At 52.9% G+C, this 22,841-nt stretch carries 21 protein-coding genes; 15 read left to right on the top strand and 6 right to left on the bottom strand.

Annotation, left to right across the window (positions count from 1 at the left end; translation table 11 throughout):
• Nucleotides 1-24 precede the first annotated feature (24 nt).
• The 7 genes from sufA to HV334_RS13560 all read left to right on the top strand — a co-directional run bounded on the left by sufA (nucleotide 25) and on the right by HV334_RS13560 (nucleotide 6,667).
• A complete protein-coding gene (gene sufA, locus HV334_RS13590) occupies nucleotides 25-393 on the top strand; it encodes a Fe-S cluster assembly scaffold SufA (protein WP_016152905.1) in 369 nt (122 codons plus the stop codon).
• Between the two features lie 8 nt (nucleotides 394-401).
• The gene (gene sufB, locus HV334_RS13585) at nucleotides 402-1,889 is read left to right on the top strand and encodes a Fe-S cluster assembly protein SufB (protein ID WP_016152906.1); all 1,488 of its coding nucleotides are present in this window, start codon (nucleotides 402-404) and stop codon (nucleotides 1,887-1,889) included.
• Between the two features lie 16 nt (nucleotides 1,890-1,905).
• Nucleotides 1,906-2,652, top strand: a complete 747-nt coding sequence (gene sufC / locus HV334_RS13580; RefSeq protein WP_019076682.1) for a Fe-S cluster assembly ATPase SufC — start codon at nucleotides 1,906-1,908, stop codon at nucleotides 2,650-2,652.
• Nucleotides 2,627-3,898: a Fe-S cluster assembly protein SufD gene (gene sufD / locus HV334_RS13575; protein ID WP_181220489.1), complete on the top strand. Its 1,272-nt coding sequence runs from the start codon at nucleotides 2,627-2,629 to the stop codon at nucleotides 3,896-3,898. Before sufC ends, sufD begins: the two co-directional genes overlap by 26 nt.
• Entirely contained in the window at nucleotides 3,895-5,115 is a 1,221-nt protein-coding gene (gene sufS / locus HV334_RS13570) for a cysteine desulfurase SufS (RefSeq protein WP_016156370.1), read from the top strand. The genes sufD and sufS overlap by 4 nt, the downstream gene beginning before the upstream one ends.
• Nucleotides 5,116-5,127: 12 nt before the next feature.
• Entirely contained in the window at nucleotides 5,128-5,544 is a 417-nt protein-coding gene (gene sufE, locus HV334_RS13565; protein WP_103766237.1) for a cysteine desulfuration protein SufE, read from the top strand.
• 118 nt (nucleotides 5,545-5,662) lie between these two features.
• Nucleotides 5,663-6,667, top strand: a complete 1,005-nt coding sequence (locus tag HV334_RS13560) for a L,D-transpeptidase family protein (RefSeq protein ID WP_181220488.1) — start codon at nucleotides 5,663-5,665, stop codon at nucleotides 6,665-6,667.
• A gap of 68 nt (nucleotides 6,668-6,735) precedes the next feature.
• On the opposite strand, the gene lpp is transcribed toward HV334_RS13560, so the two are convergent.
• From lpp to HV334_RS25305, 3 genes are all read right to left on the bottom strand, one after another.
• Complete coding sequence (gene lpp / locus HV334_RS13555; protein WP_003029373.1) at nucleotides 6,736-6,972, bottom strand: murein lipoprotein Lpp; 237 nt, start codon at nucleotides 6,970-6,972, stop codon at nucleotides 6,736-6,738.
• Between the two features lie 309 nt (nucleotides 6,973-7,281).
• Nucleotides 7,282-8,694 (bottom strand): pyruvate kinase PykF, encoded by a 1,413-nt coding sequence (gene pykF, locus HV334_RS13550; protein WP_016152912.1) that lies wholly within the window; start codon nucleotides 8,692-8,694, stop codon nucleotides 7,282-7,284.
• Between the two features lie 7 nt (nucleotides 8,695-8,701).
• On the bottom strand, nucleotides 8,702-8,896 hold the full coding sequence (locus HV334_RS25305) for a hypothetical protein (protein WP_242637968.1): 195 nt from the start codon (nucleotides 8,894-8,896) through the stop codon (nucleotides 8,702-8,704).
• A gap of 374 nt (nucleotides 8,897-9,270) precedes the next feature.
• Here HV334_RS25305 and HV334_RS13545 point away from each other — a divergent pair, with 374 nt between their 5' ends.
• From HV334_RS13545 to HV334_RS13535, 3 genes are read left to right on the top strand one after another with little or no spacing between them, the layout of a single operon-like run.
• Nucleotides 9,271-10,293 (top strand): ATP-binding cassette domain-containing protein, encoded by a 1,023-nt coding sequence (locus HV334_RS13545; protein WP_016156371.1) that lies wholly within the window; start codon nucleotides 9,271-9,273, stop codon nucleotides 10,291-10,293.
• Nucleotides 10,286-10,954: a methionine ABC transporter permease gene (locus tag HV334_RS13540; RefSeq protein ID WP_016152914.1), complete on the top strand. Its 669-nt coding sequence runs from the start codon at nucleotides 10,286-10,288 to the stop codon at nucleotides 10,952-10,954. The genes HV334_RS13545 and HV334_RS13540 overlap by 8 nt, the downstream gene beginning before the upstream one ends.
• Nucleotides 10,955-10,975: 21 nt before the next feature.
• Nucleotides 10,976-11,788 carry a MetQ/NlpA family ABC transporter substrate-binding protein gene (locus HV334_RS13535; protein WP_003029358.1) on the top strand — a complete coding sequence of 271 codons (813 nt, stop codon included), beginning with the start codon at nucleotides 10,976-10,978 and terminating at the stop codon, nucleotides 11,786-11,788.
• 74 nt (nucleotides 11,789-11,862) lie between these two features.
• Here HV334_RS13535 and ttrA read toward each other — a convergent pair whose 3' ends face one another.
• From ttrA to ttrB, 3 genes are read right to left on the bottom strand one after another with little or no spacing between them, the layout of a single operon-like run.
• The gene (ttrA, locus tag HV334_RS13530; RefSeq protein ID WP_181220487.1) at nucleotides 11,863-14,934 is read right to left on the bottom strand and encodes a tetrathionate reductase subunit TtrA; all 3,072 of its coding nucleotides are present in this window, start codon (nucleotides 14,932-14,934) and stop codon (nucleotides 11,863-11,865) included.
• A complete protein-coding gene (gene ttrC, locus HV334_RS13525) occupies nucleotides 14,927-15,949 on the bottom strand; it encodes a tetrathionate reductase subunit TtrC (RefSeq protein WP_181220486.1) in 1,023 nt (340 codons plus the stop codon). Before ttrC ends, ttrA begins: the two co-directional genes overlap by 8 nt.
• Complete coding sequence (gene ttrB, locus HV334_RS13520) at nucleotides 15,950-16,684, bottom strand: tetrathionate reductase subunit TtrB (protein ID WP_019076686.1); 735 nt, start codon at nucleotides 16,682-16,684, stop codon at nucleotides 15,950-15,952.
• Between the two features lie 226 nt (nucleotides 16,685-16,910).
• Here ttrB and ttrS point away from each other — a divergent pair, with 226 nt between their 5' ends.
• The 5 genes from ttrS to HV334_RS13495 all read left to right on the top strand — a co-directional run bounded on the left by ttrS (nucleotide 16,911) and on the right by HV334_RS13495 (nucleotide 22,836).
• On the top strand, nucleotides 16,911-18,644 hold the full coding sequence (gene ttrS / locus HV334_RS13515; protein ID WP_249415070.1) for a tetrathionate respiration histidine kinase TtrS: 1,734 nt from the start codon (nucleotides 16,911-16,913) through the stop codon (nucleotides 18,642-18,644).
• Nucleotides 18,619-19,203, top strand: coding sequence for a tetrathionate respiration response regulator TtrR (gene ttrR / locus HV334_RS13510; protein WP_103766242.1), 585 nt, complete (start codon nucleotides 18,619-18,621; stop codon nucleotides 19,201-19,203). The genes ttrS and ttrR overlap by 26 nt, the downstream gene beginning before the upstream one ends.
• A 92-nt stretch (nucleotides 19,204-19,295) precedes the next feature.
• On the top strand, nucleotides 19,296-19,505 hold the full coding sequence (gene fumD, locus HV334_RS13505; RefSeq protein WP_003029345.1) for a fumarate hydratase FumD: 210 nt from the start codon (nucleotides 19,296-19,298) through the stop codon (nucleotides 19,503-19,505).
• A gap of 482 nt (nucleotides 19,506-19,987) precedes the next feature.
• Complete coding sequence (locus HV334_RS13500) at nucleotides 19,988-20,614, top strand: ferredoxin-like protein (RefSeq protein ID WP_038640293.1); 627 nt, start codon at nucleotides 19,988-19,990, stop codon at nucleotides 20,612-20,614.
• A gap of 119 nt (nucleotides 20,615-20,733) precedes the next feature.
• Nucleotides 20,734-22,836 carry an aldehyde ferredoxin oxidoreductase gene (locus HV334_RS13495; RefSeq protein ID WP_046274686.1) on the top strand — a complete coding sequence of 701 codons (2,103 nt, stop codon included), beginning with the start codon at nucleotides 20,734-20,736 and terminating at the stop codon, nucleotides 22,834-22,836.
• Nucleotides 22,837-22,841 lie beyond the last annotated feature (5 nt).

The following is a 22,841-nucleotide window of genomic DNA, read 5'->3' as shown; positions in this document are numbered from 1 at the left end:
AAGCTAGTGACTCGAGGTAACCCTATGGAATTGCATTCAGGAACATTTAACCCGGACGATTTTGCCTGGCGTGGTCTGACGTTAACGCCAGCGGCTGCGGCGCACATCCGCGAGCTGGTGGCAAAGCAACCCGACATGTTAGGCGTGCGTTTAGGCGTGAAGCAAACGGGATGCGCGGGATTTGGCTACGTGCTGGACACCGTTCGCCAGGCGGAAAAAGACGATCTGCTGTTTGAAACGGAGGGGGCCAGACTTTATGTACCGTTACAGGCGATGCCGTTCATCGACGGCACAGAAGTCGATTTCGTGCGCGAAGGATTAAATCAGCTATTTAAATTTCATAACCCGAAAGCCCAGAACGAATGCGGCTGTGGCGAAAGTTTTGGGGTATAGGCGGTACTATGTCTCGTAATACTGAAGCAACTGACGATGTCAACACCTGGGCTGGCGGGCACCTTAATTACAAAGAGGGCTTCTTCACCCATCTACAAACCGATGAGCTGGCGAAAGGGATTAACGAAGATGTCGTGCGCGCGATTTCGGCAAAACGTAATGAACCCGACTGGATGCTGGAATTTCGCCTGAATGCCTTTAAAGCGTGGCTGACCATGGAAGAGCCGCACTGGCTAAAAGCGCATTACGATAAGCTGAACTACCAGGAGTACAGTTATTACTCCGCGCCGTCCTGCGGTAATTGCGATGAAACCTGCGCGTCTGAGCCGGGCGCGGTGCAGCAAACGGGGGCGAATGCGTTTTTAAGTAAAGAAGTTGAGGACGCATTCGAGCAGCTTGGCGTGCCGGTCCGCGAAGGCAAAGAGGTGGCGGTTGATGCCATTTTTGACTCGGTGTCGGTGGCGACAACTTATCGCGATAAACTGGCGGAACAGGGCATTATTTTCTGTTCGTTTGGTGAGGCGATTCACGATCACCCTGAGCTGGTAAAACAATATCTGGGTACGGTTGTCCCGGGTAATGACAATTTCTTTGCGGCGCTGAATGCGGCGGTGGCCTCCGACGGCACGTTTATTTATGTCCCGAAAGGTGTGCGTTGCCCAATGGAACTGTCGACCTATTTCCGTATAAATGCGGAAAAAACCGGTCAGTTTGAACGCACCATTCTGGTTGCGGATGAGGGCAGTTACGTCAGCTATATCGAAGGCTGTTCAGCCCCGGTACGCGATAGCTACCAACTGCATGCCGCGGTGGTGGAAGTCATTATCCACAAAGATGCCGAAGTGAAATACTCGACGGTACAAAACTGGTTCCCTGGTGACGGTAACACCGGCGGCATTTTGAACTTCGTCACCAAGCGCGCTCTGTGCGAAGGCGAAAACAGCAAAATGTCGTGGACGCAGTCGGAAACCGGCTCGGCCATTACCTGGAAATACCCAAGCTGTATTCTGCGCGGCGACAACTCTATCGGCGAATTCTACTCCGTCGCGCTGACCAGTGGTTATCAGCAGGCCGATACCGGCACCAAGATGATCCACATCGGCAAGAACACCAAATCGACCATTATCTCGAAAGGGATCTCCGCGGGACACAGTCAAAACAGCTATCGCGGCTTAGTGAAGATCATGCCAACCGCAACCAACGCCCGCAACTATACCCAATGCGACTCGATGCTGATTGGCGCGGATTGTGGAGCGCACACCTTCCCGTATGTGGAGTGTCGTAACAACAGCGCCCAGCTTGAGCATGAAGCCACGACCTCGCGCATTGGTGAAGACCAGCTGTTTTACTGTTTGCAGCGCGGCATCAGCGAAGAGGATGCCATTTCGATGATCGTTAATGGTTTCTGTAAAGACGTGTTCTCTGAACTGCCGCTGGAATTTGCCGTTGAAGCGCAAAAACTTCTCGCCATAAGTCTTGAACACAGCGTCGGTTAAAATTTAAGGAAAGCACATGTTAAGCATTAAAGATTTACAGGTCAGTGTGGAAGATAAGGCGATCCTGCGTGGGCTGAGCCTGGATATTGGCCCAGGTGAGGTGCACGCCATTATGGGGCCGAACGGTTCCGGGAAAAGTACGCTTTCCGCAACGCTCGCCGGGCGCGATGACTACGAAGTCACCGGCGGGACGGTAGAATTCAACGGTAAGGATTTACTGGAACTGTCACCCGAAGACCGGGCCGGTGAAGGGATCTTTATGGCATTTCAGTATCCGGTAGAAATCCCCGGCGTCAGTAATCAGTTTTTCCTGCAAACGGCACTGAATGCGGTGCGCAGCTACCGTGGCGAAGAGTCGCTGGACAGGTTTGACTTCCAGGATCTGATGGAAGAGAAAATCGCGTTATTGAAGATGCCGGAAGATTTGTTAACGCGTTCGGTCAACGTTGGTTTCTCCGGTGGCGAGAAAAAGCGTAATGACATTTTGCAAATGGCGGTGCTGGAACCTCAACTGTGCATTCTTGATGAGTCGGACTCCGGGCTGGATATCGACGCGCTGAAAGTCGTTGCGGATGGCGTGAACTCGCTGCGCGACGGGCAACGTTCATTCATTATTGTCACCCACTATCAGCGCATCCTGGATTACATCAAACCCGATTATGTGCACGTTCTCTACCAAGGGCGAATTGTGAAATCCGGCGATTTCACGCTGGTCAAACAACTGGAGGAGCAAGGTTATGGCTGGCTTAGCGAACAGCAGTAACGTGCTGCAACAGTGGCATCATCTGTTTGAAACGCAAGGGGAGACGCGCTCGCACCATGCCCAGCAGCACCTGCAGCAGATGCTGCGTCTGGGACTGCCAACGCGTAAGCATGAGGACTGGAAATACACACCGCTGGAAGGATTAACCAACAGCCAGTTTGTCAGTCATGTCACTGAGATAACGTCCGCCCAGTGTGAAGCGTTAGCGCCGGCTATTGATGCTGTCCGCCTGGTGTTTGTTGACGGGCAATTCTGTCCAACGCTCAGCGACAGCGCAGAAGGTAGCGGGTTTAACATTACCGTTGATGATGTGCGCCAGTCGCTACCGGCGGCTATCCAACCGGAAGTCTTTCTGCACCTGACCGAAAGCCTCTCCCGCAGCGTAACGCACATTCAGGTGAAGCGTAACCAGCGACCGGCAAAACCATTGCTGCTGCTGCACATTACCCAGGGGCTGGCGGGTGATGAGGTGAACACGGCGCACTATCGCCACCATCTGGATCTGGCAGAAGGCGCAGAAGCCACCGTCATTGAACACTATGTCAGCCTCAGCGAATATCGCCATTTTACCGGTGCACGATTAACGATGAACGTCGCGGCAAACGCACACTTGCGCCACATCAAACTGGCGTTTGAGAATCCGCTCAGCCACCACTTCGCGCATAATGATATTCAGTTGGGCGCTGATGCCACGGCCGCCAGCCACAGCTTTTTACTCGGTGATGCGGTGTTGCGCCATAACACCAGCACCCAGCTTAACGGCGAAAACACCACGCTTCGGCTTAACAGCCTGGCGATGCCGGTGAAAAATGAAGTCTGCGATACCCGCACCTGGCTTGCGCACAACAAGGGATATTGCAACAGTCGACAACTGCATAAAACGATTGTCAGCGATAAGGGGCGCGCGGTATTCAATGGCCTGATCAACGTCGCTCAGCACGCCATTAAAACCGACGGTCAGATGACCAACAATAATTTGCTGCTCGGAAAACTGGCGGAAGTGGATACCAAGCCGCAGCTTGAAATTTACGCCGACGACGTGAAATGCAGCCACGGGGCGACGGTAGGGCGGATCGACGACGAGCAGATGTTCTATCTGCGTTCGCGCGGGATCGGCCAGCAGGATGCCCAACAAATGATTCTCTATGCGTTTGCCGCTGAGCTGACTGAAGCCCTGGGCGAGGAAACGCTGAAACAACAGGTCATGGCACGGATCGCCCAACGCTTGCCGGGAGGCGTAGCATGACATTTCCCATTGAAAAAGTGCGGGCTGATTTTCCGGTCCTGACGCGTGAAGTGAACGGTTTACCGTTGGCGTATCTGGATAGCGCCGCCAGCGCGCAAAAGCCCAACCAGGTGATTGATGCCGAAGCCGAGTTTTACCGTCACGGCTATGCCGCGGTCCACCGCGGGATCCATACGTTGAGCGCGCAGGCCACGGAAAAAATGGAGAATGTACGCAAGCTCGCCTCGCTGTTTATCAACGCCCGTTCAGCTGAAGAACTGGTGTTTGTTCGCGGCACAACGGAAGGTATTAACCTGGTGGCTAACAGCTGGGGCGGCAGCAATGTGCGGGCGGGCGATAACATTATCATCAGCGAAATGGAGCACCACGCCAATATTGTGCCCTGGCAGATGTTGTGCGCTCGCGTAGGTGCAGAACTGCGCGTTATTCCGCTCAATACAGAAGGTACGTTGCAACTGGAAACGCTGCCGACGCTGTTTGACGATCGCACGAAACTGCTGGCGATTACCCATGTGTCTAACGTGTTGGGCACGGAAAACCCATTGGTTGAGATGATTGAGCTGGCGCATCAATACGGCGCGAAAGTGCTGGTGGATGGCGCACAGGCAGTTATGCATCATCAGGTGGATGTGCAGGCGCTGGATTGCGACTTCTATGTTTTCTCTGGGCACAAGCTCTACGGGCCAACCGGTATTGGCGTTCTGTATGCCAGAGAGTCGTTGCTGCAGGAGATGCCGCCGTGGGAAGGCGGTGGGTCGATGATTGCGACGGTGAGCCTGAGCCAGGGGACGACGTGGGCCAAAGCCCCCTGGCGGTTTGAAGCCGGAACGCCAAACACCGGGGGAATTATTGGACTCGGCGCGGCTATTGAATATGTTTCCGCGCTGGGGCTTACTGAAATCAGCGAATATGAACAATTCCTGATGCGCTATGCGCTGGAACAGCTGGCGGATGTGCCGGATTTAACGCTCTACGGGCCGGATAATCGTCTGGGGGTGATTGCGTTTAACCTCGGCAAACATCACGCCTATGACGTCGGGAGTTTTCTTGATAACTATGGCATCGCCGTGCGGACAGGGCATCACTGCGCCATGCCGCTGATGGCCTACTATAACGTTCCTGCGATGTGCCGGGCGTCGATTGCCATGTACAACACCCACGAAGAAGTGGATCGCCTGGTAACGGGCCTCAAGCGTATTCATCACTTACTGGGATAACAGGGAGGCCTTATGGCTGCGCTACCGGATAAAGAAAAGTTGTTGCGTAATTTTCTGCGTTGCGCTAATTGGGAAGAGAAATACCTGTACATTATTGAACTGGGTCAGCGTTTGCCGGAATTAAACGACGTCGATCGTAATACGGAAAATAGCATCCAGGGCTGTCAAAGTCAGGTATGGATTGTCATGCGTCAGAATGCTGAAGGAATTATTGAATTACAGGGCGACAGCGATGCGGCAATTGTGAAAGGGCTTATCGCTGTCGTATTCATTTTATATGACCGCATGACCGCCCAGGATATTGTGAATTTTGATGTGCGTCCGTGGTTTGAAAAAATGGCGCTCGCACAGCATCTCACACCGTCTCGTTCACAAGGGCTGGAGGCGATGATTCGGGCTATTCGCACCAAAGCCGCAACTCTTAGCTAAACTGATAAAACACGTCAATTTTCAGCTCGACGTGAAAGAGTGAGGTAGTGCAACGCAGTGACTCGTAGGCCGGATCGGGCGCTCGACGCCGTCCGGCAGGAACGCCAGGGGGGTGAGTATGAAACGCGCGTCTGTTATTACGTTAATGCTAATCGGCGCTTACAGCGCTATTCAGGCCGCATGGGCGGTCGATTATCCTTTGCCTCAGGCGAACAGCCGTCTTGTTGGGCAAAATCAAACTTACACCGTGCAGGAAGGCGATAAAAACCTACAGGCGATTGCCCGTAAGTTTGATACCGCCGCAATGCTGATCCTTGAAGCCAATAATACTATTGCCCCCGTACCTAAACCCGGAACGCTGATTACTATTCCCTCGCAATTACTGCTACCGGATGCACCACGAGAAGGCATTATTGTGAATCTGGCGGAATTGCGTCTGTATTACTTCCCGCCGGGAGAGAATATTGTTCAGGTTTTCCCAATTGGTATCGGTTTGCAGGGGCTGGAAACGCCAGTAATGGAAACCCGGGTTGGGCAGAAAATCCCGAATCCGAACTGGACCCCTACAGCAGGCATCCGTAAACGCTCTTTGGAGCGCGGCATAACATTACCGCCGGTAGTACCTGCCGGGCCAAATAACCCGTTAGGACGCTTTGCACTGCGTCTGGCGCATGGAAACGGTGAATATCTGATCCATGGCACCAGTGCGCCTGACAGCGTGGGACTGCGCGTAAGTTCTGGGTGTATTCGCATGAACGCGCCGGACATCAAAGCACTGTTTGCTCAGGTCCGGACAGGAACGCCGGTTCGGGTGATTAATGAGCCGATAAAATATTCGATAGAGCCGAACGGAATGCGCTATGTCGAGGTGCATCGACCGCTGTCGCCGGAAGAGGAGCAAAACGTCCAGACCATGCCGTATGTGCTGCCAGCCGGTTTTACCCAGTTTAAAGACAATAAAGCCGTGGATAACAGTTTGGTGGAAAGAGCCTTGTATCGTCGTGCGGGCTATCCGGTCACCGTAACGGCCGGGCAAGCGTCGGTCGTAAGCAATGGCACGGAAGTGAAGTCTGCACAGAATGGCGTGCCGGGAGAGGATGCAGAGGTGCGCGCTACGCAATAACAGGGAAGGGAAATTCAGAGCAAAAAAAATGGCGCACAATGTGCGCCATTTTTATTACACAGATACTATTACTTGCGGTATTTAGTAGCTGCGTTGTCCAGACGCTGGTTAGCGCGAGCTGCGTCATCTTTAGCAGCCTGAACGTCGGAACGCATTGCGTTCACGTCGTTGCTCAGCTGGTCAACTTTAGCGTTCAGAGTCTGAACGTCAGAAGACAGCTGATCGATTTTAGCGTTGCTGGAGCAACCTGCCAGCAGAGTAGAACCCAGGATTACCGCGCCCAGTACCAGTTTAGTACGATTCATTATTAATACCCTCTAGATTGAGTTAATCTCCATGTAGCGTTACAAGTATTACACAAAGTTTTTTATGTTGAGAATATTTTTTTGATGGGAATGCACTTATTTTTGATCGTTCGCTCAAAGAAGCATCGAATTGTGCAAAAACGGCTAAAAACCCGAGTGAAAACAGAAAGCTTCCATCGGATTCATCTTAGATAATCACGGATTAGATAGTGAAATCCGATTTGATTTTTTATTAATTGTAGCTATCGATAAAATAAAAAAAGCGCCACCAGGGCGCTTTTTTAAGCAAATTAATTCGCGTTGGAATTATTACAGCACGTGAACGGATGCCGTGTTGGTCGTGCCGCTCGGAACCAGTGCACCGGAAACCATCACCACAACGTCACCTTTCTGAGCCAGACCGCTTTCCAGAGCGACTTCTTTACCCAGACGATAGAAATCATCGGTAGAGCTGATTTCTTTAACCACCTGTGCAACTACGCCTTTGCTCAGCACCAGCTGACGCGCGGTAGTTTCGTTGGTGGTCAGCGCCAGGATGGTGGCATCCGGGAAGTATTTACGTACTGCGCGAGCAGATTTACCGCCCTGGGTTGCTACAACGATCAGCGGAGCATCCAGTTTTTCTGCAGTTTCAACCGCGCCACGGCAAACGGCTTCGGTGATGCGCAGTTTACGGCTGTCGTTGTTGAAGTCCAGACGGCTGGTCATCACGCGGTCGGTACGCTCACAGATGGTTGCCATGATGGTGACGGCTTCCAGCGGGTATTTACCTTTTGCAGACTCGCCAGACAGCATTACTGCATCGGTACCGTCGAGGATGGCGTTCGCTACGTCACCGGCTTCAGCGCGGGTCGGACGCGGGTTTTTGATCATGGAGTCCAGCATCTGGGTCGCAGTGATAACGACTTTACGTGCACGGATACATTTTTCGATGATCATCTTCTGCGCGAAGATAACTTCTTCAACCGGGATCTCAACGCCCATGTCGCCACGAGCAACCATGATGCCGTCAGATGCTTCGAGGATTTCGTCGAAGTTGTTCAGGCCTTCCTGGTTTTCGATTTTGGAGATGATCTGGATGTTTTCGCCGCCGTGCGCTTTCAGGTGCTCACGGATTTCAACGACGTCAGAACGTTTACGGATAAAGGATGCTGCAACGAAGTCAACGCCTTGCTCGCAACCGAAGATCAGGTCCTGTTTGTCTTTTTCAGCCAGTGCTGGCAGCGCGATGGAAACGCCCGGCAGGTTAACGCCTTTGTTTTCGCCCAGGTCGCCGTTGTTCAGCACTTTACAGATAACTTTGTTACCTTCGATAGCGGTAACTTCCATGCCGATCAGACCATCGTCAACCAGAACGGTATTGCCGACGGACAGATCTTTAGTGAAGCCTTCATAAGTAACAGCAACGATTTCGTTGTTGCCGACCACAGATTTGTCGGTGGTGAAGGTGAAGGTTTGGCCCGCTTTCAGGGAAACGTCGTTACCGCCTTCCAGTTTGATGGTACGGATTTCCGGACCTTTGGTGTCGAGCAGGATTGCGGCTTTCTTGCCGGTTTTGCTCATGACGTTGCGCAAATTCTTGATGCGCTGACCGTGTTCTTCATAGTCCCCGTGGGAGAAATTCAGACGCATGACGTTCATGCCCGCGTCCAGCATTTTGGTTAACATCTCTTCGGATTCGGTTTTCGGACCGATGGTGCAAACAATTTTCGTCTTTTTCATGACAGTCTTAGTCTTTAAGTTGAGAAGGATATGGAAATCTGGCTCCCGCCGCGCACGGACGGGAAGCTAAACCTGAGTTACGAAAGTTGTGATGCCTCGCTCTAAGGATAGGTGACATCGAAAGAGCGTGCAGAGGAATGTGTGCTTGTGTTTCAGCCCAACGGGATGGTGAGTTTTGTAGTCGTTGAGTTTTACAGGTCAATGTGCTGAAACCATTCAAGAGACAATTGGCGCGCATTATACGCTGAAAATTATCAAAAAGGAAAATGGAAACAGCGTTTCAAAACACTTCTGTGCAGTTTTACAGAAAATATTCATTAATTTGTTTCCAGGTATGGATAAAGAGGTTATTCGCAGCAGCATTTGTTGCGCAACAAGGTGTAATTGTCATCCCAATCCCTGACTTTTTGTGTATAGCGCCGACCAAACCGACATATTTCTAAAAGTTATATCAAATGCGTTTTAATTCATTTTAAAAGCTAATCTCACTGATTACACTCGTTTGGACATCCATACTGCTAAACAGCCAAAAGCGCTAGCAGCAGAACAATAAGCAGCAGCGGATACCTAAACGACATGATTGTCCTGAAAAATATTTCGAAAGTGTTTACGCCAGGCAGGCTTGCCATTACCGCTGTCGATAACGTCAACCTGACGGTTGAACAGGGACAGATTTACGGAATTATTGGTTACAGCGGGGCGGGGAAAAGCACCTTAATACGCTTACTTAATGGTCTGGAAAAACCGACTTCAGGCAGCGTAACGATTAACGGCCACGATATCTCTGCCGCCCGTGGGGAATCTTTACGTCAGGCGCGACTGAAAATCAGCATGGTGTTTCAACACTTCAATTTGCTGTGGTCACGAACGGTTAGTGAAAATATTGCGTTCTCTATGCAAATTGCTGGAGCACCAAAAGCATCAATTAAAGCGCGAGTTGCTGAACTGATTTCGCTGGTGGGGCTGAGCGGTCGTGAAAATGCATATCCGTCCCAGCTTAGCGGTGGGCAAAAACAGCGGGTAGGAATTGCCCGTGCGCTGGCGAACAATCCTGACGTTCTGCTGTGTGATGAAGCCACCTCGGCGCTGGATCCGCAAACTACCGATCAGATCCTCGATTTGCTGCTCGATATTAATCGCCGCTTCAAATTAACCATTGTGCTGATCACGCATGAAATGCACGTGGTACGCAAAATCTGCGATCGCGTCGCGGTAATGGAAAACGGCAGGGTCGTTGAGGAAGGCGACGTGCTCAACGTCTTTACCCATCCCCAACAGCCGATCACCCGACAGTTCGTTCGTCAGGTGAGTCAGTACACCGAGGAAGACGAGTTTAACCCACAGTTGGCCCGCGAGCTGGGCGGTGTGGTGATCAAGCTAACGTTTACCGGGCAACGTACGCATCGGCCGGTGGTTGGCGAATTGACCCTGCGCTATGGCCTGCCGTTTAACATTTTACACGGCAAGATGACGCAAACCGCGCACGGCGTGTTTGGTCAGCTTTGGGTGCACGTTGTGGCCTCTGAGGAACAATTGAACAATATTTTGGCCGATCTGCGCCAGAGCGACATTGAAGGCGAGGTGATCAACCATGGCTGAAGAACTGTTTCCTCATCTGAAGTGGGAGCAACTGTTGGCAGCAACCCAGGAAACGCTCTACATGACGGTCCTTTCTGGCGCGGCGACCTTTGTCCTGGGCGTTGCACTTGGTCTGGCGCTGTTCCTGACCGCACGCGGCGGACTGTTTCACAATCGCGCGGTGTATAGCGTTATTTCGCTGGTGGTGAATATCTTTCGTTCCATCCCGTTCATCATTCTGATCGTGCTGCTGATCCCGTTTACCAAAGCGATGGTTGGCACCATTCTCGGCGCTAATGCCGCGTTGCCTGCGCTGATTGTAGGGGCCGCACCGTTTTATGCGCGTCTGGTCGAAATAGCCCTGCGTGAAGTCGACAAAGGCGTTATTGAAGCGACGCGTTCGATGGGCGCACGGCTAAGCACGCTTATTTTTCGGGTTTTACTGCCGGAATCCTCTCCTGCTCTGGTGTCCGGGATCACCGTGACGCTGATTGCGCTGGTCAGCTACAGCGCGATGGCAGGGGTGATTGGTGCCGGTGGTTTAGGGAATTTGGCCTATCTGGAAGGATTCCAGCGCAACCACAGCGACGTCACGCTGGTGGCGACGGTGACGATTTTGCTCATTGTCTTCATCATCCAGCTTTGCGGCGATGTGATCACCTCTCTGTTAGATAAACGCTAATAAAATACGGAAACCATTATCATGAAAAAATCACTGACGTTACTCGCCGCAGCAACCTTAAGCGCCCTGAGCTTTGCCTCCTGGGCCGATACTCTGACCGTTGGCGCCTCAAACGTGCCGCACGCGGAGATCCTTGAGCAGGCTAAGCCTATTCTGGCGAAGCAGGGGATCGATTTAGAGATTAAACCGTTCCAGGATTACATTCTGCCCAACACCGCGCTGGCTGGCCGTGAGATTGACGCTAACTACTTCCAGCATATTCCGTACCTGAACAGCGTGATTAAAGATCATGCGGGCGATAAAACCTATGATTTCGTCAGCGCCGGAGCGATTCACATCGAGCCAATTGGGATCTATTCGAAAAAAGTGAAATCGCTTAAAGATCTGCCGGAAGGCGGCAAGGTCATCATGCGCGATGCGGTATCTGAGGAAGGCCGTATTCTGTCGATTTTCGAAAAAGAGGGCGTAATCAAGCTGAAGCCGGGCGTGGATAAAGTCACCGCGCGCATTAGCGATATCGTCGAGAACCCGAAAAAACTGAAGTTCCTGCCTAACGTGGAAGCCGCGCTGTTACCGCAGATGTATAACAACGACGAAGGCGATGCGGTGGTAATTAACGCCAACTACGCCATCGACGCCGGGCTGGATCCGGTGAAAGATCCTATCGCTGTCGAAAGTGGTGAAAACAACCCGTATGCCAACATCATTACCGTGCATCGTGGCGACGAGAAGAAAAAAGATATCGTGGCGCTGGTTGATGTCCTGCACTCAAAAGAGATCCAGGACTGGATCCGCACCAAATATAAAGGTGCGGTGATCCCGGTAAATAACTGATCCGCTGGCGTTGCCTTATCCGGCCTACGACGTTCTGTAGGCCGGATAAAACGCGTTGGCGTGGCCATCCGGCGCTAGAGTTTCACTCGCTCAATCCTCGCTGGCAACCCCTGGCGCACCGCTGCACCTGACACCCAGTCAAGCCAGGTATTGGCTACCTGCCGGGTAGGATCCGCAAAGCCCAAATCGTTGAGATTAATCCCCGACCTTATTTGTGCGTCAAACGCCATCGGCTTGCCGTCGAGCGTATGCTGCGCCGCGCCCATTTCTTTATGCCCATAACCGTGTTCAATGGCGATCACGCCCGGCATCACGCCATTAAGCAGGCTTATCTGCGCCTCCGCCTGACCGCCAGGCGTGGTGATACGCACCATATCGCCATGCGCTAAACCATATCGTTGACCATCCTGCGGATTAAGCGCCACCAGATTAACCGGCTTCAGATGATGCAAACGAGGGATCACCGCCGTGGCGCTGGACATGGTATTGGATTTAAAAGAAATCAGTTTCAGCGGCCACTCTTGTTCCGGGAACAACTCCTCGACCGCACGCCCATCTGACAGTCGTGAAGGATACCAGGCCGGGCAGCCGCTGTAGCGCTCGCCGGTAATTGCATGGCGGTGCGCGGCGACGTCCGCATTCCAGATTTGTAGCGGTTTTTCCCACGCATTGCCTATCCGATTCTCAACCCGCCCGCTGTTGTCTGGCGCAAAACGCCCACCGCGGGAGTAGATAAACGCCACCCGGCTGATTTCATCGGCTTTCAGCGTTTGGGTCATCACCGGCACGATCCGCTGTACCCCAGTCAGCGCCAGGTCTTCCGGTTGCGCTTCAGCGACCGGCGCTTTGCCCATAAACGCAATATTGGCGGCGAGTCGCAGGTAGTAATCTTCCGCACGATTCAACGGATAGTGATTGCCCTGCGGATCGGTAATCGCATTGTCACCAAATCCGGGGAGCCCGATACGTTTTGCCACTGCGATACAGAAAGATTCCATCGAGGCGGGTTGACCATCAGCGGTACTGCTGGTTGCCGCTGTCACTACCGGCCAACGCGCGGTGGTGGCTTTACTGGCAACGCCGGCCCACGGGGCGCTGAATCCCCAACTTTCAAAGTTGTGGGTATCCGGCACGATGTAATCGGCCAGCGCCGTGGTTTCGTTCATAAAGGCGTCAATAGCGATAAACAGCGGCAGACGCGCAGGATCCTTGAGCTTTTCTTCCGCCACGCCGCGCAACCCTGCGATGCCGTAGAACGGGTTGGTCATGTTGGAGATCCAGGCTTTCAGCGGATAAGGGTAGCCTTCCAGCGCCGAGACGAGGAGTTCGGTAAGCTGGCCTGCGACAAACGGATACCACGGGGCTTTGGCCGGGAAGGGCGATTGTCCGGCCGCCACCTTATTGCGATACTCTTCGGAAGACTCATAAGCAGTTTTACTGCGCGCGATGCTTAATCCTTTTGGTTTTACCTTCCCGGCGAAGCTGTCCATGTTGTAGCGCGGACCGTCGGTGGCGCCATTGAACTTGCCGCCGCCGACAAATACGCCGCCTTCAAGACTGAGATTGCCAATCAGCGCATTGAGCATCATCACCGCCCAGGCGTTATAAAATCCATTGCCTGCCATCATTCCACCGTGCGTAATCACCGCTGCCTGGCGGCCATGGCGGGTAAACGCGTCGGCCAGGGCGCCAATGTCAGCTTCAGACACGCCGCATTGTTGGCTGTACTGCGTCAGCGTCAGTTTCCCGGCGGACTCTTTCAGACACTGGAAGCTGCTTTTTACCGTCACCGTCTGACCGTCTGCCAGCGTGACCTGGCGGGTGACGAACAACTGCGCGCGTGGGCAACTGCTGGCGGCGACAATTTCGCCGGCCTCGTTAATGACCACCGGTTCCTGGGCGGCGTTTGCGCTCAGGTGCGCGAGGGTTAAATGCTGTCCGGCAAGGGTTGGAAGCTCATCGGTAATCACCAGATGCGTGGCGTTAGTCCAACTTTTTTCTCCGGCCTGCTGCATGGCCTGTACGCCGGGAATGGTGAGATAATCGGCGTTATAACGCTGTTTTTCGATAATCCAACGGATCATCCCCATCGCCAGCGCGGAGTCACTTCCCGGACGTACAGGCTGCCAGTGGCCGCGATTGTCAGCCTGCACCGTGGTCAATGGCAGGGCCGGCGCCACCACCACATAACGGAAGTCGTCGCGTAAACGGGCGCTGGCCAGTTGGCGAGCCTGGCGCTTAAACGGGTTACCGGATTGCGCCGGAGACGTTCCCATAAATAGCGCGAATTTGACGTTGTCCCAGTCGGGCTTCACGTGGGTATTTTTATCCAGATCGCCCATTAACGCACCGGAACCGGCCCGGTATGCCAGACCACAGTAAGCGCCATGAGCGCCGAAGTTTTTACTGCCAAAACTATTTAATGCAAAGCGGCGCAAAAATGAATCACGTCCTTCATCGCTGGTATTGGTGACCAGCAGTTGATTGGATTTAGGGCCATAGCCGGGATGCATGGCATCAAGCGGCGTGTTGGTGTCATGGATTGCCCGCAAGCCGTCAACGTGGCCTTCACCAAACAAGTCGCCGCCTTCCACCACCTCTTTGATCAGCTGTTCGAAGCTGATGCGCTGCCATTTTCCCTCACCGCGTTTGCCGACACGTTTCATGGGCTGGAGAATGCGTAACGGGCTGTATAAACCTTCAAGTAAGGTTGCGCCACGGGCGCAGGCCGTGGAACGCGCGTCAAGACCCGTTTCGCCCGCCAGTTGTTCCATTGCGGTGGCAAAGGGGACGGAGGCGTCAATATGATGCTCGTGAGACAATGGGTGATAGGGGTTGCCCGCAATGCGCAACACCTTGCCTTGTTCGCTGTCAACGCGCACCCGCACGCCACACTGCGTCCAGCAGCCGAAGCACTGCGTCATGGAGATAACCTGCTGCGGGTTCTGCTGCCAGCGCGGCTGGGCATTGGCTTCGGGGATGAGGGCGTTACCAAAGATGCGGTCTCGGGTAATTTTGCCCGAGGAGCCGTCCAGCAAACCGTCTATCGCGCGCTTTGCCACATCCCGATAACTCAGGCCAAAAGTCACCATGCCACCTACGGCAAGGCCTACTTTAAGCCACTGACGACGGGTTAAATTAGCCATGTTGCATTCTCCTTGCGATCGCGTTCAGGGCTTCACGAACAATAATGATCAGTGCTATCCACAGGCCGAAGGTGCCCACAATGGCCAGCCAGCCATCGGTACCACCGGGCAGGGTGTAAGGATTAAACAGCGCGTTAAATTTCGGGATGGTCTGCACCTGGATAAGTAACGTCCAGCGCATCAGCCAGCACAGCGCCATCGCGCTAAATGCAAGTAATATGCGCAGCGGCAGCGATAAGGGGTTACGTAGCACCAGCCCGCACAGGACAAGCGAAACAAGCCATAGCGCAACCCAACCGATGGCGTAGTGTCGTGCTAACGGGGCAACGTTCAGCCATTGGCGAATAGCCGAACCGGAAAGCGTATTGCCGCTCACCCATATCACCACGACCAAAGCCAGTACCATCAGGGTGACTGTCTGCCCCCACGCCAGTTTGCGGGTCAATGTTCCCTCGCTTTTTGTCGCGGCGATGAGCAGGGCGAGAAACGTTTGCAGCGCGCTGAGGAACATCGCAACCGGAAAGGCGTAGCTGAACCAGACAGGACGCGCCTGCACTACCGACACTTCGCGGCCGGTGTATACCAGCAACCCGATGGCTGACAAGGCGCTACCTATCGCCAGCCACTTAGTGACACTGTAACTTTTAAGCGTTAACCGTTTAACATGCTGCGCCAGAAACCACAGACCTAAGAAGCCGGTAAAGAGCGGTAAAAACAGCGCGCCCCAGGGCATCCAGGACCACGGCGTCGGCCAGGCGTAGAAATGCCAGACGCGGGCGGTTTGGTGTAAGTCAGCGGTCAGCGCCAGCGGCGCGGTAATCGCGCAGGTCAGGGCGATTAACAGCGTCAGATTTTCCAGCTCCGGCATCTCTTGTTTACGCCAGTGAAGTACGCAGGCGAACAGCGTGGCGCAGGCGGCAATGCCGATGAAAAAGAAATATTGTACGGCCCAGGGTAACCAGCTTACGTCCTGGGGATGGGCCAGAACCTCTTCAATAACCAGTGAATGGTTCATTTAAACCTCCTGCCAGAGAGCGGGTTGAGCACGTCCCATCAACGGGGTTACAAACGCTTCGTCCAGACCCAGATAGAACACGTGCGGTGATGTCCCGTTTTCCGGTTTCAGGACTTTGATGGCGTCATGGTGTTCACGCAGCATTTGAGAAATCCGGCTGTGCGGATCTTTGATATCGCCTATGATGCGCGCGCCGCCGACGCAGGATTCCACGCAGGCCGGGAGCAGGCCAGCTTCGAGGCGGTGAACGCAAAAGGTACATTTATCGGCGGTTTGTGTTTCATGGTTGATGAATCGCGCATCATAAGGGCAGGCCTGCACGCAGTAGGCGCAGCCCACGCAGCGCGTGTTGTCGACCACCACAATGCCGTCTTCGCGTTGGAAGGTAGCCTGTACCGGGCAAACGGGCACGCAGGGAGGATTATCACAATGGTTGCACAGCCGCGGCAGCAGGACGTTGGTGACGCTCTGCTGACCTTCAATCTGCACCTGGTACTGGTTAACGAGGGTGCGAAATTCACCCTGCGGCGTCTGGTTTTCAATGGCGCAACTGACAGTACAGGCCTGGCAGCCGATACAGCGTCGCAGGTCAACCAGCATGGCGTAGCGATGCTGAAGTGAGCCTTCATGGCGTTCAGGCGAGAAGGGAAATTGCGCCTGAGCCAAGGGTACCAGTGATGCGCCAGCGGTCAGGACGCCCAGTTGCTGGAGAAACTGCCGTTTACTGCTGTCCATATTTTCTCCCGTCACGATGCAACAACGAAACATTGGTCACGCCGTTGGTTTGCGTGTGATGAATAAAGAATCTTGATGATTTACAGTGTAAAAATCGTGACGGGGGGACTCTATTGTGGTTAACCACATACCCGGCTTGTTGTTGATCTAAAACAACATAATTGACAGGGATAATTGAGTGGGACGCAACGTAGCAAAATGTCTGACGGTGCTGGTATCGCTATGGATGCTAAGCGGTGTGGTCAGGGCTCAGACATGGAACATTGGCGTTTTGGCGATGCGTGGGGATATCTCCACACGTAATCACTGGCAGCCGCTGGAAACCCTGTTGAATCAACAAATTCCCGGCGAACAGTTTCACATTCAACCACTGGACCTGCGGCAGATGCAGGAGGCGGTGAATCGTGGAACGGTACAATTTGTGGTCACTAATCCGGCGCAATTTGTTCAACTAAACAGCCGCGCTGCGCTACGCTGGCTGGCGTCACTCCGTTCTACTCGCGGGGGGAAAGCCACCAGTAATGTGATTGGCAGCGCGATCCTCGTCAGGCGCGATAGCGGGATAACCTCCGCACACGATCTGATCGGCAAAACGGTGGGTGCCATTGATGCTCAGGCATTTGGCGGCTATTTGCTGGGATATAAAGCGCTCAGCGATGCCGGGCTGCGCCCGGAACGCGATTTGCGCCTGACGTTTACCGGATTTCCCGCCGATGCCTTACTCTATTTATTACGCGAAAAAGCCGTGCAGGCAGTGATTGTGCCGGTGTGCCTGTTGGAAAAAATGGACGAAGAAGGGCTTATTCGTAAAACAGATTTTACGGCCGTGCTTAACCATCCAACGTCGATTCCCTGTTTAACCAGTACGCCGCTCTATCCTGACTGGTCATTTGCGGCACTGCCTGCGGTAAGCGACGAGCTGGCCGATCGCGTCACGCGGGCCCTGTTCAATGCGCCGCAGAACGCGACGTTTCGCTGGGGGGCGCCCGCCTCGACCCGCGAGGTGGAAGCGTTGCTGCGCGATGTCCGCCAGCATCCGCAGCAGCGCCAGCTGTGGCTGGATGTCAAAAGCTGGTTTATTCAACATCGGCTGGCGATGGGGGCCGCGGCTCTTGTCTTGTTGTTGTTGACGCTCAATTACATCTGGGTGATGTTGCTGGTCCGCCGACGCGGCAGGCAGTTGGAGCAAAACAACGTATTGTTGCGCAAACAGGAACAGGAGCTGGAAACCGCTCGCCAAATGAGCGTGCTTGGCGAGATGACGTCGGGTTTTGCCCACGAGCTCAATCAGCCACTATCGGCTATCCGTCATTATGCGCAGGGCTGTCTGATCCGCCTGCGTAATCAGGATCAACAGCATCCGCTGCTGCCCGCGCTGGAGCACATTGATACCCAGGCGCAGCGGGGGGCTGATACGCTGCACAATCTACGCCAGTGGGTCAGCCAGGCACAGGGCAATCCGGTGATGACCGATGACTGGCAGGTCGTCAACGTTCATGATGCTATCCATCACGTTTGGCAATTATTACGCATGCCCCAGCAATTCCCGGCGGTAGCGCTGCAAACGCAGATCGGTAAGGCGTTAACATTAACGTTGCCGAGTGTTCTCCTCGAACAGGTACTGGCCAATGTGGTTCTCAACGCCGCCCAGGCGGGGGCAACCACCGTGTGGTTTTGCGCTCAGCGTGAGGATGGTGATGTGAGTATTCAGGTGCAGGATAACGCCGGAGGTATTGATGAGGTGCAGCTGTACCAGGCTTTTCAGCCGTTTATGACCACCCGTAAAGAGGGCATGGGGCTGGGGCTAGCCATTTGCCAGCGGCTGGTGCGCTACGCAAACGGAGACATTGAGATCAAAAATCATCAGGCTCCAGATGAAAAAGCGGGCGTTGTAGTGACATTACATTTTAAGCAAAACCCGGAGGGAGGCCGTCGTGGCAATCATTCATCTGCTGGATGACGATATTGCCGTCACCCAGGCTTGCGCGTTTTTACTGGAAAGTCTGGGATATGAGGTGTGTTGCTGGGAGCAAGGCGAAACATTCCTCGCTGAGGCAAATCTGCACCAGGTGGGCGTACTTTTGCTGGATATGCGTATGCCTGTACTGGATGGGCATGCTGTGCATGAAGCCATGCGCCAGCGTGAGAGTACGCTGGCGGTGGTATTTCTCACCGGGCATGGCGATGTGCCGATGGCGGTTGAGCAAATGAAACGCGGTGCGGTCGATTTTTTGCAAAAGCCGGTTTCCGCCGCGCCTCTGCAAGCGGCGTTAGAGCATGCAGTGCAGATTTCTCACGCCGCCTTTTCGCGACAAGAGATCGTGGTTTGCTATCAGCAGCTTACGCCAAAGGAGCGAGAGCTGGCGCAACTGGTAGCAAAAGGGTTAATGAATCGGGAAATTGCTGATGCCATGAATATTGCCGTGCGCACGGTTGAGGTTCATCGGGCGCGGGTGATGGAAAAAATGCAGGCGGGGAGTCTTGCTGAACTGGTTAATCGACTGCAGAGGATTCAGTAAATTTATGACATTTATTTGATTTTCATTGAATTTTGTCTAATCAGTCAGACTGATATATGCTGTTGGTTTGAGTTAATGACGAGCGGGAAAAAATGGGAAATCAGACCAAAGACGATGAGTTGTACCGTGAAATGTGCAGAGTAGTCGGTAAAGTAGTGCTGGAAATGCGCGATCTGGGACAAGAGCCTAAGCATATCGTCATTGCGGGAGTACTGAGAACCACCCTCGCCAACCAGCGCGTGAAGCGCAGCGAGTTAGAAAAACAGGCTATTGAGACCGTAATTAAAGCATTAGCCGGTTAATCCACAAAAAGAGGATGGTGGTCTCGTTCGCCGTCCTTTTATTCTCGTCACGTTAATCTATCAATATATATAATTTAGTGCTGCAATTAGAGGAGTAATCTCCGCTGTATATTAAGTTATATCTCGGATGATATATAAAAATATATATGCGAGTAGAGTCACAAATATTTGCAAAGCATGTGAAATATTATTTCAACTTATCTTAATGATAATAAATCTCACTCCGCATTTATTATTTCCCTTCCGTTTTTTAATTGATGATGATCAAAACTATGAGCGCTGAATAACCACATTATCTTTACGCCTAACCCTAAAGGATTAGATTCATTCAGTTTAACCACCGTCATTTTACGCGATCAGGTTAGGGCAAAAATTTACGTGTTGTTGGCAACATTAACCGCCCGAAATGGCTTGAGTTGCACGGGTTTAATTTAGCCTGGAGGTGTTGCTAACACAGCGTTTGCGAAGAGGATGCGAAATAAATGAATCAGGTTGATCGTCCATTTTTAGATTGTGGTTTAACGCGGCTTGAATTTCTGCGGATATCAGGAAAAGGTTTGGCGGGATTAACCATCGCCCCTGCACTGTTATCACTTTTTGGCTGTAAGCAGGAAGATATCGACAGCGGTACCGTGGGGCTTATCAATACGCCGAAAGGGGTGCTGGTGACCCAGCGAGCGCGCTGTACTGGCTGCCACCGCTGTGAAATTTCCTGTACCAACTATAACGATGGTGCCGTGGGGACTTTCTTTTCCCGTATAAAAATCCATCGCAACTACTTCTTTGGCGATGATGGCGTCGGGTCCGGTGGCGGACTGTATGGCGATTTAAACTATACCGCTGATACCTGTCGTCAGTGCAAAGATCCGCAATGCATGAAGGTCTGCCCCATTGGTGCTATTACCTGGAAACAGGAAGACGGCTGTATTGCGGTGGATCATAAACGTTGTATTGGCTGCAGCGCTTGTACCACCGCCTGCCCGTGGATGATGGCGACCGTGAATACCGAAACAAAAAAATCCTCAAAATGTGTGTTATGTGGGGAGTGCGCCAATGCTTGTCCGACTGGGGCATTAAAAATTATCGAGTGGAAAGATATTACTGTTTGATAGATAGCAGGCATACCTGATACGCGTCATTAATTGCCAAAAATATCGCAGTTTTGCAAAAAAAACTGCCTGAAGGATGGCGGGTATATCTATTAAACCTTCTTGCAAAGGAAAACATGATGGCTAATGGTTGGACAGGTAATATTTTACGGGTCAATCTCACCACGGGGAATATCACCCTTGAAGATTCCAGTAAATTTAAAAAATTTGTCGGCGGGATGGGCTTTGGTTATAAAATTATGTACGACGAAGTCCCGCCAGGCACCATGCCTTTTGATGAAGGGAATAAACTGGTTTTCGCCACCGGGCCATTAACGGGCTCTGGTGCCCCTTGTAGCTCCCGCGTCAATATCACCTCCTTATCGACTTTTACCAAAGGCAATTTAGTGGTGGATGCTCATATGGGCGGCTTCTTCGCTGCGCAAATGAAATTCGCCGGTTACGACGCCATTATTATCGAAGGCAAGTCCGCGACGCCTGTCTGGATCAACATTAAAGACGAAAAGGTCAGCATCGAAAAAGCCGATTTCCTGTGGGGTAAGGGAACGCGCGCCACAACCGAAGAGATTTGCCGCATTACCAGCCCGGAAACCTGCGTCGCCGCTATTGGCCAGGCGGGTGAAAATCTGGTGCCGCTCTCCTGCATGATCAACAGTCGCAACCACAGCGGAGGCGCCGGTACTGGCGCGGTAATGGGGTCGAAAAACCTGAAGGCTATTGCGGTAGAAGGGACCAAAGGGGTCAATATTGCCGATCGCAAAGAGATGAAGCGGCTCAATGATTACATGATGACCGAGCTCATCGGTGCCAACAACAACCACGTTGTGCCAAGCACCCCGCAGGCTTGGGCAGAATACTCTTCGCCAAACTCGCGCTGGACGGCCCGTAAGGGACTGTTCTGGGGCGCGGCAGAAGGGGGACCAATCGAAACCGGGGAAATCCCGCCGGGTAACCAGAATACCGTGGGTTTCCGTACCTATAAATCCGTATTCGATCTGGGGCCAGCTGCTGAGAAATACACGGTCAAAATGAGCGGCTGCCATTCATGCCCCATTCGCTGTATGTCGCAGCTCAATGTCCCGCGGGTGAAAGATTTTGGCGTGCCAAGTACCGGCGGTAACACCTGCGTGGCGAACTTTGTCCACACCACCATTTTCCCCAATGGCCCGAAAGATTTCGACGATAAAGACGATGGGCGCGTGGTGGGAAATCTGATTGGTCTGAACCTGTTTGACGATTATGGCATCTGGTGTAACTACGGGCAGTTGCACCGTGATTTTACTTACTGCTATTCGAAAGGCGTCTTTAAGCGCGTACTGCCAGCTGAAGAGTATGCGGAGATCCGCTGGGATCAGCTGGAAGCGGGCGATCCTCATTTTATTAAGGATTTTTACTACCGGTTGGCACATCGCGTGGGGGAACTCAGCCATCTTGCGGACGGATCGTATGCCATTGCTGAACGCTGGGATTTGGGCGAAGAGTACTGGGGTTATGCCAAAAATAAACTGTGGTCGCCGTTTGGTTTTCCTGTCCACCATGCAAACGAGGCCTCTGCACAGGTGGGGGCGATCACCAACTGTATGTTTAACCGTGACTGTATGGCGCATACCCATATCAACTTCATCGGTTCCGGTTTACCGCTGAAATTACAGCGCGAAGTGGCGGGCGAGCTATTTGGTTCGCAGGATGCATACGACGAAACCAAAAACTACACCCCGATCAATGCCGCCAAGATCAAATATGCCAAATGGACGCTGCTGAAAGTCTGCCTGCATAACGCGGTTACGCTGTGCAACTGGGTGTGGCCGATGACGGTTTCACCACTCAAGAGCCGTAACTATCGCGGCGATTTGGATCTGGAAGCAAAATTCTTCCAGGCGGTCACTGGCGATGAAACCACGCAGGAGAGTCTGGACCTGGCCGCTGAACGCATCTTTACCCTGCACCGTGCCTATACGGTCAAATTGATGCAAACCAAAGATATGCGCAATGAGCACGATCTCATCTGCTCCTGGGTGTTTGATAAAGATCCGAAGATCCCGGTCTTCACTGAAGGGACCGACAAGATGGACCGGGAGGATATGCGTCAGTCGCTGACGATGTTCTATCAGGAAATGGGCTGGGATCCAGAACTGGGTTGCCCAACGCGTGAAACCCTGAACCGACTCGGACTTGAAGATGTAGCCGCTGATTTGGCTGCACAAGATCTGTTGCCGGCGTAAGGAAT

Source organism: Citrobacter sp. RHBSTW-00944, from assembly GCF_013615435.1.
Lineage (GTDB): Bacteria > Pseudomonadota > Gammaproteobacteria > Enterobacterales > Enterobacteriaceae > Citrobacter > Citrobacter braakii.
The sequence above is the reverse complement of the archived record's forward strand: the minus strand, read 5'-3'. Positions and strand labels throughout refer to the sequence as shown.